Origin of the sequence: Nonomuraea sp. ATR24, assembly GCF_041950485.1 — a bacterium.
Classification (GTDB): domain Bacteria; phylum Actinomycetota; class Actinomycetes; order Streptosporangiales; family Streptosporangiaceae; genus Nonomuraea; species Nonomuraea ceibae.
Genome location: NZ_JBGNUU010000006.1, coordinates 163873 through 179301, shown reverse-complemented (window position 1 = coordinate 179301; position 15429 = coordinate 163873). Strand labels below are relative to the sequence as shown.

13 protein-coding genes are annotated in these 15429 nt (G+C 73.7%); 4 read left to right on the top strand and 9 right to left on the bottom strand.

Annotated features, from left to right (window positions below):
• Positions 1-2: 2 nt before the first annotated feature.
• Genes ACBI99_RS18010 through ACBI99_RS18000 form a run of 3 tightly spaced genes read left to right on the top strand, consistent with a single transcriptional unit; the run spans position 3 to position 4147 of the window.
• On the top strand, positions 3-1121 hold the full coding sequence (locus ACBI99_RS18010) for a class I SAM-dependent methyltransferase (RefSeq protein ID WP_375072780.1): 1119 nt from the start codon (positions 3-5) through the stop codon (positions 1119-1121).
• A 21-nt stretch (positions 1122-1142) separates the two neighbouring features.
• Entirely contained in the window at positions 1143-3086 is a 1944-nt protein-coding gene (locus ACBI99_RS18005; RefSeq protein ID WP_375072779.1) for a phosphopantetheine-binding protein, read from the top strand.
• Positions 3083-4147, top strand: a complete 1065-nt coding sequence (locus ACBI99_RS18000) for a saccharopine dehydrogenase NADP-binding domain-containing protein (protein ID WP_375072778.1) — start codon at positions 3083-3085, stop codon at positions 4145-4147. The genes ACBI99_RS18005 and ACBI99_RS18000 overlap by 4 nt, the downstream gene beginning before the upstream one ends.
• Positions 4148-4170: 23 nt before the next feature.
• On the opposite strand, the gene ACBI99_RS17995 is transcribed toward ACBI99_RS18000, so the two are convergent.
• The 8 genes from ACBI99_RS17995 to ACBI99_RS17960 all read right to left on the bottom strand — a co-directional run bounded on the left by ACBI99_RS17995 (position 4171) and on the right by ACBI99_RS17960 (position 12401).
• Positions 4171-5352, bottom strand: coding sequence for an FAD-dependent monooxygenase (locus tag ACBI99_RS17995; protein ID WP_375072777.1), 1182 nt, complete (start codon positions 5350-5352; stop codon positions 4171-4173).
• 1 nt (position 5353) lies between these two features.
• Positions 5354-5926, bottom strand: coding sequence for a TetR/AcrR family transcriptional regulator (locus tag ACBI99_RS17990; RefSeq protein WP_375072776.1), 573 nt, complete (start codon positions 5924-5926; stop codon positions 5354-5356).
• Between the two features lie 78 nt (positions 5927-6004).
• Positions 6005-6958 (bottom strand): endonuclease/exonuclease/phosphatase family protein, encoded by a 954-nt coding sequence (locus ACBI99_RS17985; protein WP_375072775.1) that lies wholly within the window; start codon positions 6956-6958, stop codon positions 6005-6007.
• A gap of 32 nt (positions 6959-6990) precedes the next feature.
• Positions 6991-8232, bottom strand: coding sequence for a Gfo/Idh/MocA family protein (locus ACBI99_RS17980; protein WP_375072774.1), 1242 nt, complete (start codon positions 8230-8232; stop codon positions 6991-6993).
• Between the two features lie 10 nt (positions 8233-8242).
• Positions 8243-9430: an ROK family transcriptional regulator gene (locus tag ACBI99_RS17975; RefSeq protein ID WP_219509375.1), complete on the bottom strand. Its 1188-nt coding sequence runs from the start codon at positions 9428-9430 to the stop codon at positions 8243-8245.
• A gap of 48 nt (positions 9431-9478) precedes the next feature.
• Positions 9479-10297 (bottom strand): carbohydrate ABC transporter permease, encoded by an 819-nt coding sequence (locus ACBI99_RS17970; protein WP_219509374.1) that lies wholly within the window; start codon positions 10295-10297, stop codon positions 9479-9481.
• Positions 10294-11136 carry a carbohydrate ABC transporter permease gene (locus ACBI99_RS17965; RefSeq protein ID WP_375072773.1) on the bottom strand — a complete coding sequence of 281 codons (843 nt, stop codon included), beginning with the start codon at positions 11134-11136 and terminating at the stop codon, positions 10294-10296. The genes ACBI99_RS17970 and ACBI99_RS17965 overlap by 4 nt, the downstream gene beginning before the upstream one ends.
• Positions 11133-12401 carry an extracellular solute-binding protein gene (locus tag ACBI99_RS17960; RefSeq protein WP_375072772.1) on the bottom strand — a complete coding sequence of 423 codons (1269 nt, stop codon included), beginning with the start codon at positions 12399-12401 and terminating at the stop codon, positions 11133-11135. The genes ACBI99_RS17965 and ACBI99_RS17960 overlap by 4 nt, the downstream gene beginning before the upstream one ends.
• A gap of 144 nt (positions 12402-12545) precedes the next feature.
• Here ACBI99_RS17960 and ACBI99_RS17955 point away from each other — a divergent pair, with 144 nt between their 5' ends.
• The gene (locus tag ACBI99_RS17955; RefSeq protein ID WP_375072771.1) at positions 12546-14057 is read left to right on the top strand and encodes a phosphodiester glycosidase family protein; all 1512 of its coding nucleotides are present in this window, start codon (positions 12546-12548) and stop codon (positions 14055-14057) included.
• 15 nt (positions 14058-14072) lie between these two features.
• On the opposite strand, the gene ACBI99_RS17950 is transcribed toward ACBI99_RS17955, so the two are convergent.
• Complete coding sequence (locus ACBI99_RS17950) at positions 14073-15299, bottom strand: serine hydrolase domain-containing protein (protein ID WP_375072770.1); 1227 nt, start codon at positions 15297-15299, stop codon at positions 14073-14075.
• Positions 15300-15429: the final 130 nt, after the last annotated feature.

Below are 15429 nucleotides of genomic sequence, written 5' to 3'. Positions count from 1 at the left end.
TCATGTCGCCACTGAACGACCGCGCGGACCGCGCCGGGCGCACCGCGATCGCCGGATCCGCCACCGGTGGCACCGCGGCAGCCGTACAGGACCTGGACCGGCTGATCCTGCTCGGCATCGCCGCCGACCTGCACCGGCGCACCCGGCTGCGCGACGGCGGAACGCACGATCCCGACGCGGTCGCGCAGGACCTCGGCGCCGTACCCCGCCACCGGTGGATCCCCGGGCACTGGCTCGCCGCCCTCCACGAGCACGGCCTGGCCGGCCGCGACGCCGCCGGCGGCTACCACGGCCTGCGCGCACCACGCCGGGCCGAGCTGACCGAAGCCCGGGCCCGCATGGAGTCCGCGCGGGCGGCGCTCGGCTACCCCGCCGAGCTCGCGGACCTGATGCTGCGGTCGCTGCGGGAGCTGCCCGCGCTGCTGCGCGACGAGGTCGGCGTGCAGGCGCTGCTCTACCCGGACGGCGAGCCGGGCACAGCCGAGGCCGTGTACCGCGGCAACCTGATCAGCCGTTACCTCAACGCCGCCGCGGCCGAGGTGCTGAGGGATCTCGCCGGACGGACCGGCCGTCCACTGCGCATCCTCGAACTGGGCGCCGGCATCGGCGCGACCACCGCCGACCTGCTGCCCGCGCTGGACGGCCGTCCGGTCGAGTTCTACCTGTTCACCGACCTGTCGCCGTTCTTCCTCGACGCCGCGCGGCGGCGGTTCGACGCGGGCTTCCTGCGTTACGCGCTGCTCGACATCGCCCGCGACCTGCCGCACCAGCCGGGAGAGCTGGATCTGGTCGTCGCGGCGACGATGGCGCACAACGCCCCGCACGTCGGCCGACTGCTCGACCGGATCGCCGCGCTGCTGGCCCCCGGCGGCCGGGTGCTGCTCATCGAGACCGTCCGCGAACACCCTCAGTCGCTGACCTCCATGCCGTTCGCGCTGTCCACCGCGGACGGGCCGCCCGAGCGGCACGACGCCCGAGCCGGCACCACCCGCACCTACCTGCGCCGCGAGGAATGGCTGGCCGCCCTGGAAGGCAGCGGGCTGCGCGTCGACGTGGACCTGCCCAGACGGGACGACCCTCTGACCGCGCTGTCGCAGCGCCTGTTCGCCGCCACCCGCTGATCACTGACGATGGGAGTGCCCATGAAGGAACTGGCCGAGATCTGGTCGGAGCTGCTCGACCTGCCGCCCGAGGAGATCCCGTACGACACCGGCTTCCTGCGCCTGGGCGGCGACTCCGTCCTCGCGGTGCGCATGTCCGCGCTGGTGCGCAAACGCCTCGGCGTCGCGCTGGCCCTGTCCGACGTGCGCGTGGACACCACGCTGAACGAGCTGGCCGAGCTCGTCCGGCGACGCGCGGCCGGCGGCCCCGGACCGCGGGCCCTGCCGATCACGGTCACCCCGCGCCCGGACCCGCACGCCGAGTTCCCCCTGCTCCCCCTGCAGCAGGGGTACTTCGTCGGCCAGCAGGACGGCTGGGAGCTGTCCTACGACTCGGCCCACTACTACCTCGACCACGCGCTGACCGGCGTCGACGGCGACGAGGCCGCCGACGCGCTCACGGACGCGATCGAGCGGCTGGCCGCGCACCAGCCCACGCTCCGGGCGCGCGTCACCTCCGACGGCCGCCAGCACGTCCTGCCCGCCGGCGCGCCCGGCGCCGTGCCGCGGGTGCGGGTGTACGACCTGCGCGAGGCGAGCCCGGACGAGATCGCCGCCACGCTGCGGGACGTACGGCACGAGATGAGCACCAGCGGCCCCGACCCCGCCCGCGGCCCCGGGCTGGACGTGCGGCTGACCTTGCTCCCGGAGGACGAGGGGCGGCTCCACCTGGGCCTGAGCCTGCTCGTCTTCGACGGCTGGTCGTCCAGCGTGCTCAGCCGCGACCTGCTCACCTTCGTCGCCGACTGGAACGCCGCCCTGCCGCCGCTGGAGATCCACTTCGGCGACTACGTGGCCTCGCTCGCCGGCCTGCCCGCCACCGAGGCGTGGCAGGCCGACCGCGACTGGTGGTGGTCCCGCCTGGAAGCGCTTCCCGGCCCGCCGGCCCTGCCGCTGGCCGCCGACCCGCAGCGGGTGCGCCCGGTCACGATGGGCAACCGCGAGCATCGCTGGAGCGCCGATCGCTGGAGCGCGCTGCGGCAGCAGTGCACGAGCCGGGGCGTCACCCCGTCCACGGCCATGCTCACCGCGTTCGGCGTGGTGCTGGCCCGCTGGGCCGGGCATCGCCGGATGCTGCTGAACGCCCTGCAGCTCAACCGGCTGCCGCTCCACCCCGACGTGCAGCGGGTCGTCGGCGCCTTCGCCGCCACCATGCTGCTCCCCCTCGACCTCGACCCGGCCGCCACGTTCGCCGAGCTCGCCACCGCCGCGCAGGTGGCCTCCGGCGAGCACGCGGCGCACAACCTGGTCACCGGCGTGGAGGTGGGCCGGGAGCTGGCCCGCCGACGCGGCAGCCGGCGGCCGGTCGGGCCGGTGGTGTTCCAGAGCGTGCTCGGCGTCGACGCCGCGATGGGCGGCCGCCCTCCGGAGGACGCCGGGCCGCTGGGCCGGGTGGTCGCCTCCGACTACTTCCACCAGTTGCGCACCCCGCAGGTCGCGATCGAGGTGCGCTGCTTCGAGCTCGGCCCGGAGATGGTCGCGGTCTTCTCCCTCGTCGAGGAGCTCTTCGACCTCGATCAGGTGACGGCGGCCTTCGCCGAGTTCGTCGACCTGGTGGACGCCCTCGCCGACGGCTCCGGCTGGGACCGGGTGCCGGACCTGCCCGAGGCCGCTGAACCCGCGCCGGACGAGAGGCTGCGTCTCGGCCTGCTGCCGGAAGCGGCCGTCCGCCACCAGGAGGGCCCGCCCGCCGACGACCTGGAGCAGGCGGTCGCCGACGTCTTCGAGGAGCTCCTGGAGGTTCCCGTGCTGGACCGGGGCGCGGACTTCTTCGGCCTGGGCGGGGACTCCCTGCTCGCGGTGCGGGCCGTGGTGCGCCTGGCCAAGGAGGCCGGGGCGTCCGTTCCGGTACGCGAGTTCCTGGCCGACCCGACCGTGGCCGGGGTGGCGCTGGCCGTCCGCGCCCGTCTCGGGGACGGGCGATGATCGGGCTGCTCGGCGCCACCGGCGCGGTGGGCCGGACGGCCGCTCAGCGCATCGCGGCCTTCGGCCTCGGCCCGTTGCGCGTGGGCGGCAGGAACGTGGCGGCAGCCGCCGACGTCGCCGCCTCCCTCCCCGGCCCGGCCCACGCCGTGCGCGTGGACCTCCACGACCCCGCCGAGCTGGCCGCCTTCTGCGACGGCTGCCGGATCGTGGTCAGCTGCGCCGGGCCCACGTACCGGGTCCTGGACACCGTGGCCCGCGCCGCCTTCGCCGCCGGGGCCGACTACGTCGACATCGGCGGCGAGCTGGCCGCCAAGGACGCCCTCACCGGCCACCCCCTGGCGGGCGACCGTATCGCGGTGTTCTCCGCCGGAGTCATGCCGGGCCTGTCCGGGCTCCTGCCCAGGCTGCTGGCGAAGGGACGGGCGCCGCGCCGGCTCGACGTGTACGTGGGCGGCGCGGCCGTGTTCACCCCCCTGTCCGCCGTGGACGCGCTGCTGACCAGGGGGCCCAGGTTCGGGGCGCCGATGGCGGCCTGGCGCGGGGGCCGGGTCGAGCCGAACGCCCTCGCGCCGCTGCACGGAGTGCGGCTGCCGGGCTTCCCCGTCCCCGTGCACGCCTGGCCGTACCTCACCACCGAGGCGCAGACCCTGGCCGCCGACACCCGCGCCGACGAGGTGCGGTGCTACAACGTCTTCGTCTCCGGCCGGCTCCCCGAGGCTCTCGCGGCGGCCTGGGCCGAGGCGGACGGCGCCGATCCCGCCGCGCTCGCCGGCTCCGTCGTGCGCGCCTCCCTGGCGGACAACGCCGACTTCGGCGCCTTCTACGTCATGCTCTTCACCGCCCGCCCCCGTCCCGGCGAGCCGCCCGGCCCCGGCCGGATCGTCCTCACGGCCGTCGACTCGTACGCGCTGAGCGGGGTGGTGATGGCGCTCGCCGCCCGCGCCGTGCTCACCGGCTCCGTGCCGCCGGGCGTCCATCTGGCGGCGGAGGTCCTGGACCCGGACGCCACCGCCGCCGAGCTGCGCGACGACCCACTGGTCGAGGATTTCGTCGTCAGCTGACCTCGCGCCGGGCCGGGGACGGCTCAGCACGGATGGTGACGTGGCCCCGCGACGTCGGCGAGCCTGGTGTCCTTGCCCGCGAGGATCGAGCTGACGTAGCCCATGACGAGGGGCACCCGGCTCAGCCGGAGCATCAGGCGCCGGACCCGCAGGTCGGCCGGTGAGGAGGGCAGGAACCAGCGGGCCATCGACCGGGCGTTGCGCTGCTTGTCCTCGACCACGGGCCGCCACAGCCGCTCGAACCCGGCCGTGGCCCGCTCGATCGCCGGCTCGTGCGCGAGCCGGTCGGCGAGCAGGAAAGCGCCGGCGAGCCCGAGCGACGCGCCCTGCCCGGCGATCAGCGACACGGCGTGGGCGGCGTCCCCGACCAGGACGACCCGGCCGGTGCTCCACTCCGGAAGCTCGATCTGCGCGACCTGGTCGTAGTAGATCTCCTCGGCCGGCGGGCACCGCTCCAGCGCGCGCGGCGTCACCCAGCCCAGGCCGGCGTAGGCCCGCTGGACGGCCGCCCGGGGGTCGTCCGGAGTCGCGGGGTCGGCGCTGCGGTGCACCGTGAACGCGGCGACCCGGCCGTCGCGGAGCGCGTAGAAGCCCATCTGCCGGTCGGCGGAGTCGGTAAGGCAGAATGCGTGCCTGACGGCGGCGTGCACGTCCGGCGCGTCGAAGACGAACGCCGCCGTGTGCAGGCCGAGGTAGCGCAGGTAGCGGTCCTCCGGCCCGAAGGCCAGCCGGCGGACGGTCGAGTGGATCCCGTCGGCGCCCACGAGCAGATCGGCGTCCAGGACACCGCCGTCGGCCAGCGTCACCGTCACGCCGCCGGGGCGGTTCGCCACGCCGGTCAGCGCCGTGCCGTAGCGCAGGTCGACGGAGGCCGGAAGGGCGCCGGCCAGGACGGCCTCGAGATCGGGGCGCAGCAGGCTCAGCAGCGGGCCGCGTGAGAAGCTCTTGGTCCGGAGCGTGGCGCGGCGGCGGCCGTCCCGGTCGACCAGCCGCCCCTCGTCGTAGTGGTAGGCCGCTCGTTCCAGCGCGGGCAGCAGGCCCATCGCCTCGGCCGCCTCCAGCCCGGGGCCGAAGAAGTCGATCATGTATCCCTGCGGTCGGGGCCCGGGGGCGCGCTCGACCACCACGACCTCGCCGCCCAGGGCGGCGAGCCGGTGGGCCAGGGCCAGGCCGCTGATCCCGGCGCCGCAGATCACCGTTCGCACGTCATCCCTCCTCGACCGGCGCGGGGACGAGCCTGTGGAGCACCGCCGAGAGATCGTCCGCCTTCAGGCCCAGGCCACGGTGCAGCAGGAGGCCGTCCACGGAGGCCGCCAGGACGGCGGCCGTCTCGAACGGGGCGGGCACCCCGTGCCGCTCCAGCCACCCGCCGAACCGCTGCCGGAACTCGGCGACCAGCTCGGCGATCTGCCCGCGCAGCTCGTCGTCGCGGGTGCTCGCCAGGTACGCCTCGACGAACAGCAGCGAGCTCGCGTCCGCGCCGGTGTACTCCTCGGCCGACGCGAGCATCGTCCCGATCGCGTCGCCGGGCGACCGGGCGCCTTCCAGCAGCTCGTTCAGCCCGGCCAGCAGCTCCCTCATCCGGCCGGTCGCGGCCTCGCGCAGCAGGCTCGGCAGCGAGGGGAAGTGGTAGTGCACCACGCTCGGCGTCACCCCGGCGCGCTCGGCGAGGACCCGGGTGCTCACCGCCGCCCAGCCGCGCTCGGGGATGAGCTCCACCGCCGCGTTCAGCAGGCGTTTCCGCACGTCGCGTCCGCGCTCGGCCGCCGGGGACGTCATGGCTTCCTCCGATCAGGGCAGTCGTCCTGTACGACTGCCCTGATCGTATGCCCGGACGAGGCCACGGGCAAGGGCCGGTCAGTGTTCCCAGGCCGCCGCACCGCGCAGCAGGTGGTGGTCCGACATGCCCGGCGTGCACGCCGCCGCGTCGCCGCGGACGGTCGTGAACCAGTAGTGGCTGAGGAAGATGTAATCGATCTTCCCGGGCTCGCTGACGTGGGGCGAGCAGGGCAGCTTCGCCGTCGCCTCACCGCTCCTGCAGCGGTCCCGGGTCTGCGCGCACGCTGAGCCGAAGTGCTCCTTGTCGTTCTCGTCGACCTCCTGGAACACGCCGTGCCCGCCGGTGTGGCCGTACAGCGGGTCGAGGGTGTCGTCCGCCGGGAGCACGTTGAAGTCGCCGCCCAGCACCACCGGCTCGCCCTGGCCCGCGTAGCCCTCGGTCAGGGTCGCCACGCGCTCCACCTGGAGCCTGGCGGTCGCGTCGTCGGGGTCGATGTGGGTGTTGCAGGCGCGGACCTGGCGGCCGGTGACGGTGGCGCGGGCGCACAGCAGGATCCGGTTCTCGACGTCGCGCGCCTCGGGCAGCGGATGGACGACGCGGGAGCCGTTGTCGATCGTCCCGGTCCCGCCCTTGGCGAAGATCACCAGGCCGAAGCGCAGGTCGTCGCCCCAGCGCGAGCAGCCGGGGGCGGACGGCAGGGCCGCCGCCCACACCGAGTCGTACCGGGGCTCGCCCGTACGGCCGCGCAGGTGGTCACGCAGCAGGGTCCACTGCCCGTAACAGACCTCCTGGAGCATCACGAGGTCGGCGTCCCAGGCGTCCAGGGCGCGCACGACCACGTCCCGCCACGCGATCGCGGAGTCCTCGTAGATCGGCGGGCAGTGGCTCGCGCCGCCGCAGACGTTGTAGCTGATGAACCGCGGGCGCGGCCAGTTCTCGGCGTCGGGCGCGTCCGCATGGGCGGGCCCGGGGGCGAGCAGCGGGGCTAAGCAGATGAGGGCGGAAAGGACCGTTCTGAGCGCTGCTCGCATGGGGCGAGCTCCTTCCTGTTGCGGTTCCGGCCTCACTCCACGGTGATGACCCGGTCGGTGAGCCTGGCCCGCTCGGCGGCGAAGACGGCCAGGTGGGAGGCGAGTGATTCGGCGGGGCCCGAGCGGATCAGGCCGCGGTCGCCGGTGGCGACGGCGCGGACGAACGCCTCCATGAGCCGCTCGTCGCCGCCCGCGTGGCCGCCGCCCGCCGTGGGGTCGCCGGTCGGCGTGACGGCGATCGTCGTGGAGTCGCCGGTGCGGAAGTCCTCGACGACGACGCTCCGGCCGTCGCACGACAGCTCGCCGTGGGTGCCGAAGATCCGGGTACGGCGATGCCCGCCGGTGTTGAAGCCGGTCATGGTGAACGTGCCGGTGGCTCCCCCGTCGAACTCCAGGGCGACGACCTGGTGGTCGACGACGTCGTTGTCGCAGTCGTAGACGCACCTGCCGTACGGCCCGTGCCGGAGGGCGCCGGTGAGGGCCTCCTCGGTGAAGGCGGGCGTGACGACGCTCAGCGGCCAGCCGTGCCGCCCCTCGCGCAGCCGCCCGAAGTACAGGCGCGTCGCGGAGTACGGGCAGCCGGGCTCGACGGCACAGTCGAGGCAGCGTGAGGCCGCTCCCTCGGGGCGGTTCTCCGGGCGGAAGTGCTTGAGCCCGCCGAAGCTCGACACCCGGCGGACCGGGCGGCCGACCACGTACTGGAGCCAGTCGAGGTCGTGCGACGACTTGGCCAGCAGCATGAAGCTGGCCTGGTCGGACCTGCGCCAGTTGCCGCGCACGTAGGAGTGCGCCTGGTGCCAGAAGCCCACGGGTTCGAGGTGCTGGACGGAGACGATCTCGCCGATCCGGCCCGAGCTCAGCACGGATCGCACGGTGTCGGTGTACGGCGCGTACCGCAGCACGTGACAGACGGCGAAGATCACCCCCGTCCGCTGGACGGCCGAGACGATGGCGCGGCACTCGGCCTCGGTCGGCGCCAGCGGCTTCTCGACGAGCAGGTGGCAGCCGAGCCCGGCGAAGGTCCGGGCCGGTTCGGCGTGGTCGGAGTCCTGGGTGGCGATCACGACGGCGTCGGCGATCCGGCCCGCCTCGGCCAGCTGCCTCCAATCGGGGAAGACCCGGGCGCCGCTCGGGCGGGCCAGGGCCTGGGCCCGTTCCTCGACCGGGTCGGCGACGGCCACGATCCGGGCCTGGTCAGGGTGCTCCAGCGCCCACCGGGCGTATCCGCTGCCGCGGTCCCCGGCTCCGACAATGGCCAGCGACACAGGTGACATGCTTCTCTTCTCAGCCATTCAGGTTGTCCAGCAGGGAACTTTCGACGACGTCCAGGGCGGTGCGCAGGGCCCCGGCGGTGACGGCCCGGTCTCCGAGCGACGACACCTCCAGCCGGGGCGGCAGCGAGGTCATCTGCGGCAGCCTGCGGCGGATCGGCTCGGCGATCTGCTCGCCGGCGGCCGCCACGCCGCCTCCGATGACGATCAGCTCAGGGTTCAGGAGCAGGGCCAGCGTGCCGACCGCCCTGGCGATGCGGGCCAGGATCTGCTCGAGGACCTGCTGGGCCTCCTCGTCGCCGTCGCGGGCGGCGGCCATCAGGAGCGCGGCGTCGCCGGTCAGCCCCTCGGCCTGGCCGGGCTGCGGCTCGCCGTGCTCGCGCAGCCTGGCCACGACCTCCTTGCCGACATGGCTGGCCAGCGCGCCGATGCCCTCGGCTCCCGGGGTGTGCTCCAGCAGGCTGAGGAAGGCCATTTCACCGGCGCCCCCGTCGTGGCCGCGGAAGACCTGGCCGCCCGAGACGATGCCCGCGCCCAGGCGTTCGCCGGCCAGCACGTAGATGACGTCCTCGCTCGCGGCGGCCACGCCGCGCCAGCGCTCCCCCACCACGGCGAGGTTGGCGTCGTTGTCGGCCAGGACCGGCGCGCCGAACGAGCGGCCCAGCTCGGTCCTGAGGTTGAGGCCCTTCCAGTCGGGCAGCACGTCGCAGGCCAGCACCACCCCGGTGCGGGGGTCGACGACGCCGGGCGTGGCCGTGCACACCGCCAGGACGGCGGACCGGTCGACCCCGGCGGGCTTCAGCGCGGCTCGTACGGTCCTCCGAACACCGTCGAGCCGGGCCTTGCGGCCGAGTTCCTGCCCGAGCTGCCGCACCTCGGTGGCCAGGACTGCGCCGCGCAGGTCGGCCACCGAGACGACGCACTTGTGCACGCCGATGTCGATGCCGACGACGTAGCCCCGTTCCGCCCGCAGCCGGACGAGCCTGGCGGGACGGCCGCGGCGGCCGGCGGTGGCGTCCTCGGTCTCGGCGATCAGCCCGATCCTGCGCAGATCCTCGATCACCGCGTCGACCGTGGGCCTGGACAGGCCCGAGGCGTCGGCCAGCTCGGCGAGGCGGATCGTGTCGACCTCCCGCAGGACGGCCAGCGCCTTCTCGGCGTTCAGCCGGCGCAGCAAGGGAGCGGTCGCGGAAGACGTCATGGCAGCACTCTCTCGGGCAGACGGTGGGTTCCGGCGTGAGGCATGGTGTCACCCCTTCACGGCGCCGGAGGTGAGCCCGGCGACGATGCGGCGTTGGGCGAGCAGGACGAGGACGACCACCGGCACCGTCACCATCAGGGCGGCCGCCGCGATGGCGCCGTACGGCTGCTGGAACTCCGAGTCACCGGTGAAGAAGGCCAGCGCGGCGGGGACCGTGCGCGAGGCCTCGGTCGAGGTGAGCGAGATCGCGAACAGGAACTCGCCCCAGCAGCCCAGGAAGGTCAGCAGGAACGTGGTGACCACGCCGGGCACGGCCGCGGGCAGGACGACCCGGACCAGCGCCTGGAGCCGGGTGGCGCCGTCGACCTGCGCCGACTCCTCCAGCGCGCGCGGGATGGTGCGGAAGAAGGAGGTCAGCAGCCAGATCGCCAGCGGCAGCGAGAAGGAGACGTACGGGATGATGAGGCCGAGCCAGGTGTCGAACAGGCCGAGCTCGGTCCACAGCGTGAACAGCGGCCCGACCAGCGCGATCGCCGGGAACATCGTCAGGCACAGGGCCGTGCCGAGCACCAGCCCGCTGCCGCGGAAGGCCAGCCGCGCGATCGCGTAGGCCGCGAAGATGGCGACGATCACCGAGACGGTCGTGGCGATGAGCGAGATGCCCACGGAGTTGCCCAGCGCGCTGGTGAACACCGGCTTGGTGAACAGCCCGGTGTAGTTGTCGAGCGTCGGCGAGGCGGGCAGGAAGCGGCCGTCGTTCTGCAGGGTGGCGGGCTTCAGGGACAGGCTCACGACCCAGGCGATCGGGGCCAGGGTCCAGACCGCGACGGTCAGGGTGACCAGGATGTCCGCGACGCGCCGTTTCATGATTCACCTCTGAACGCTCTGACGAATCCGGCCGCGATCATCGCCACGCAGACGAACAGCAGCACCGAGACGGCCGAGCCGAGGCCGACCTCCAGGTCCCTGATGAGGAAGCGGTAGCTCAGGAACGACAGGGTCTCGGTGCCGACGGCGCCCTGCGTCTGGATGTAGACGGTGTCGAAGATCCGGAACGCGTCGAGCGTGCGGAAGAGCAGCGCCACCATGATCGCCGATCGGATGGCCGGGATCGTCACCCGCCACAGGCGCTGCCAGGCGCCGGCCCCGTCGACCCTGGCCGCCTCGTGGACCTCGCCGGGCACCGTGACCAGCCCGGCCAGCAGCATGAGCGCCATGAACGGCGTCGTCTTCCACACCTCGGTCAGCACGATCACCGTGTACGCCGACCAGGTCTCGCCGAGCCAGTTGAAGTCGCCGCCCACGAAGCCCACCGACGGCTGGAAGGCGAAGCGGAAGGCGAACGCCGACACCACGGTGAGCACGGCGTACGGCACGAGCACGACGGTGCGCAGCAGCTGCCTGCCCCACAGGACCTTGTGCATGGCCAGCGCCAGGGCGAAGCCGAGCACGAACTCGATGCCCACGCTGGTGACCGTCAGGATGACCGTCGAGGACAGGTCGCGCCACCAGTCGCCGCTGGTGAGGATCTCACGGTAGTTGCCGAGCCCCGCGAACGCGCGCTCGCCGGGGGCGCTCAGGGAGTAGCTCTCCAGCGACAGCGCGACGGTCCGCAGGACGGGCACCACCGTCACCGCCGTCATGAGGAGCAGCGCCGGGCCGGCCATGAGCCAGCCCAGCCGCCGCTCGGTGCGGATCCGGTTCACTGTCCCACGGCCTCGGCGACGGCCGCATGGGCCTTGGCCGCGGTGTCGGGGGTCACCGACGCGGGCGGGTGGAAGGCGGTCTGGATCGCGGTCGACAGGGCGTTGTACTTGCGCACCATCGGCCGGGGCTCCGCCTCGGCGATCGAGTCGCGCATGACGTCGGCGAACGGGAACGCGGCGCGTACCTCGGCGTCGTCGTAGACCGACGCGCGGGCGGCGGGGATGCCGGCGCCCATCATGAAGCCCTTCTGCGACTGCGCGGAGGTCAGGCAGGCGATGGCCGCGTAGGCGCTCTCGCGCTGGTCCTCCGGCGTGCCGGCGCCGATGGCGAGGTTGGAGCCGCCGAGCGGCGGGGCGCTGGGCCGGTCGGCGGCGACCCTCGGGTAGCGGGCCCAGCCGTAGTCGTCGAAGACCTTCTTGAACGCGGGCTCCTTCGCGGCGCGCTCGGCGGCCGCGGCGTAGACGTAGCCCCAGTTCGTCATGAACGACGCCTCCCCCTGCTCGAAGGCGGCGCGCATGGTCTCCTCGTCGAGCGTGCTCAGGCCCTTCAGCGCCGCCGGGCCGGTGGCCAGGGAGCCGATGACGGTGGCGGCGGCCCGCCCGGCGTCGCCGTCGAGTCCCGGACGGCCCTCGGCGTCGACGACCTGCCCGCCCGCCGAGGCGACGAGCGCGTTGACGAAGACCGTGTACCCCTCGTAGCGGTTGCCGGGCGTGGCCACTCCGCGCTCGCCCTCGGGCAGGCGGCCGGCCGCGGCCAGGAGCTGTTCCCAGGTCAGCTCGCCCTTGGCCGGGTCGATGCCCGCCTGCGCGGCTCGCGACTTGCGGTACCAGAGCAGCTGCGAGCCCGACAGCAGCGGCGCCGCGTAGAGTTCGCCCTTCCACGTGGCGGACTTGAGAGCGCCGTCGAGCGTGCCGTCGGTGACGGTCTTGGCGGTGGCGCCGGGCAGCGGCAGGATCCAGCCGGCCTCGGCGAACTCGGCCGTCCACACGACGTCCATGGTGATGAGGTTGACCGCCCGGTCCTTGGCCGACAGCCGCCGGACGAGCTGCTCGCGCTGCTTGTCGGAGCCTTCGGGGAGGGTCTCGACCTTGATCGTGTACTTGCCGTCGCGCGTGCAGGCGGCCACGGCTTCCCGCGTGGGCGTGTCGGCGTTCGGGCCCTGCCACCAGGTGAGCGCGACGGGGCCGTCGCTCCCGGCGGCGGCGCACGCGGTCAGCGGCAGGGCGGTGAGTGCGGCCGCCGCGAGCCGAAGCAGATTCCTCATGAAGGGTCCTTGGGTCGGTGGGGTGCGGAGGGTTGCTCTTTTTTTCAGGGTCATTTATTAATTGACCCTGAAGAATAGGAGCCGCTCGATGCGCCGTCAAGACACGGGTCTCCGCCGGGCCGGCCACGAGAACGAAGGACGCACATGCCCAGCACAGCCTTAACGTCCCTGGTCGCGGCCCTGACCGTGCTGCTGCCCGCCACGGCCGGAGCGCCCCCGCCCGGCCTGCCCCCGGGCGTCAGCCTGACCACGCTCTCGCTGGGCGCCCAGGACGCCGACGACCACTGGACGGTCCACGTCTACCTGCCCGCGACCCTCGACGGCCCGGCCGCCACGGCGGGCACCGCGCTCGGACCGAGACAGATCGCCGACCGGATCGCCGCCGCCCTGCGCGAGAAGGGCTTCACCCCCCGCGTCGAGCGGGTCGACCTCCCGGACTTCGCCGACCGCCCGGCGGACGTCCTCGGGTGGACCGTACGGGTGGGCCGCTACGCCACCAGCGGCGAGGCGTCCGCCGAGCTGACCCGCGTCAGGGCCGCGGGCTTCGCCGGCGGCACCCGCTACACCGCGCAGGACGGCGCCGACGCGACCGCGCCCCAGAAGGTGCACGTGCTGCGCGTCGACTTCCGCGAGTTCCGCGGCACCGTGGACACCGAGTTCGGGCAGGCACTCAACGGCCCCGAGACGCTGACCGACCTCATGGCCGCGACCGGCGCCGCCGCCGGGATCAACGCCCAGTGGTTCTACAACCGGGCGCCCGGCGGCCTGTACGTCAAGAACGGCAAGCTCATCGGCTCCGCCACCCAGGGCCGCGGCGGCATCAAGATCACGCACGGCGGCCGCCGGGTCGACGTCGACGCGTTCACCGCGCGCGTGACGCTGCGCGCGGGCGGGGCGACGGCCGAGATCGACGGCGTCAACCGGCTGCCCGGCGAGGTGTGGAACTGCGGCGGCGTCGGCGGCGACCAGCCCACCGAGAAGCCCCAGCACGACCTCAGGTGCATCGACTCCAGCGAGCTGGTGCTCTTCACCCCCGAATGGGGCGTGCCACCCGCGGGCGAGGGCGCCGAGGCCGTGCTCGACGCCGACGGCACCGTGCTCGCGGTCAACACCACGCGCGGCGCCGCCGTCCCGGCCGGCGGGTCGGTCGTCCAGGCCATCGGCGACAGCGCCGCCTGGCTGCTCGGCCACGCCGCCCCGGGAAGCAAGCTGACCGTCACCGAGCGCGTCGAGGACAGCAGGGGCCACCGCGTACCCCTCACCCCCGACACCACGATCCTGCAGGTCGGGCCCACCCTGGTCCGTGACGGCAGGATCTCCGTCAACGCCGGCGCCGACGGGCTGATCCGGGAGGGCGCCGACCAGACGTTCACCTACAACTGGACGCTGCGCGCCAACCCGCGATCCATGATCGGCATGGACGACCGCGGGCGCCTGATGCTCGTGGTCGTCGACGGCAGGCAGGCCGGATACAGCGAAGGGCTCGGCATCGCGCAGACGGCCGAGCTGATGAAGCGGCTCGGCGCGGTGGAGGCGATGAACCTCGACGGCGGCGGCTCCAGCGTGCTCGCCACGTCCGGAGCGGGCATCGTCAACCGGCCCTCCGACGCCACGGGACAACGCTCCCTGGGCAACGCCATCCTGGTCAGACCGTAGCCGGGGCCCCGGCATTCAGTCGTCGAGGGCCTGGTAGAGGGTGGTCCAGAAGTCGTGGAACAGCCGCGCCGGGGCCGGGGTGGACATCCCGGTCTGGGTGAGCAGGATTCCCGTGAGCTGGTTGGCCGGGTCGGCGTAGACGGTGGTGCCCGTTCCGCCGTCCCAGCCGAACTGGCCGACGGGAGCGTAGTCGCTCCGGCGGGTGCGCACCGCCATGCCGTAGCCCCAGCCGCCGTGCAGCGCAAGCCCGGCCGACAGGTGCGCGATGTTCCGGTACATGCTGTCGCGGGCGGCCTGCTGCTCGGGAGTGAGGCAGTTGGTGGTCATCAGCTCGACGGCGGGCCGGGACAGGATCCGCCGTCCCTGGTGCACGCCGTGGTTCAGCAGCATCCGGAAGAAGGCGTGGAAGTCGTCGACGGTGGAGACCAGCGCGCAGCCCTGGAACACCGGGGGCCGGCTGACCCGTCCGCCCTCGGCCTCGTCCCACACGAGGAACTCCCCGGTCCGCGGGTCGGGCCCGTACAGGGGCGGCAGCCGGTCGATCTCGGCGGCGGGCACGTGGTGGCCGGTGTCGGTCATGCCCAGCGGGTCGAGGACGCGTTCGCGCAGGAACGTCCCGAACGGCCGGCCGGTGACCCTGGCCACGAGCACGCAGAGCACCTCGTGGCTGAGGTCGTACTGCCACCGCTGCCCGGGCTGGTACGACAGGGGCAGCTCGCCGAGGCGGCGCATCCACTCGTCCGGATCCGGCGCCGGTCCGGACGCCACGCCGTAGTCGGTCGCCTCGAAGAGCGCGGCCCTGATCGGGGCGTTCAGCAGCTCGAAGTCCATGCCGAGCCCGAGCGTCGAGGTGAGCAGGTCCCGTACGGTGATCGGCCGGTCGGCCGGCACGGTGTCGTCCAGCGGCCCGTCGGGACGCTTCAGCACCTTCCGGTCGGCGAGCTCGGGCAGCCACTCGTCGACCGGGTCGTCCGGCCGCAGGCGGCACTCGTCGAGCAGGACCATCGCCGCGGCCATCGTGACCGGCTTGGACACCGACGCCATCCGGAAGATCGTGTCCCGGCGCATCGGCGCGCCGCCGTCGTGCCGCATCGTCCCGAGCGCTTCGACGTGGGTCCGGTCTCCCCTGCTGACGAGGGCGACCAGCCCGGGGATCTTCCCGGACTCGACATGGCGCGCCAGCACCTCGCGCAGTCTGCGCAGCCCCGCGTCGGAGAAGCCGCCGGTGCTCTGTCCCATCATGAACCTCCTGGTCTTCGCCCCTTCGAGGGGGGCGTGGTGTTCGCCCCTCCGAGGGGCCTTGCGGGGAGCGTGCACCCTGCCCTTAGGTCAACGTCAACCCGGTCGCGTCACCCGTGGACGCGAGGGCCGC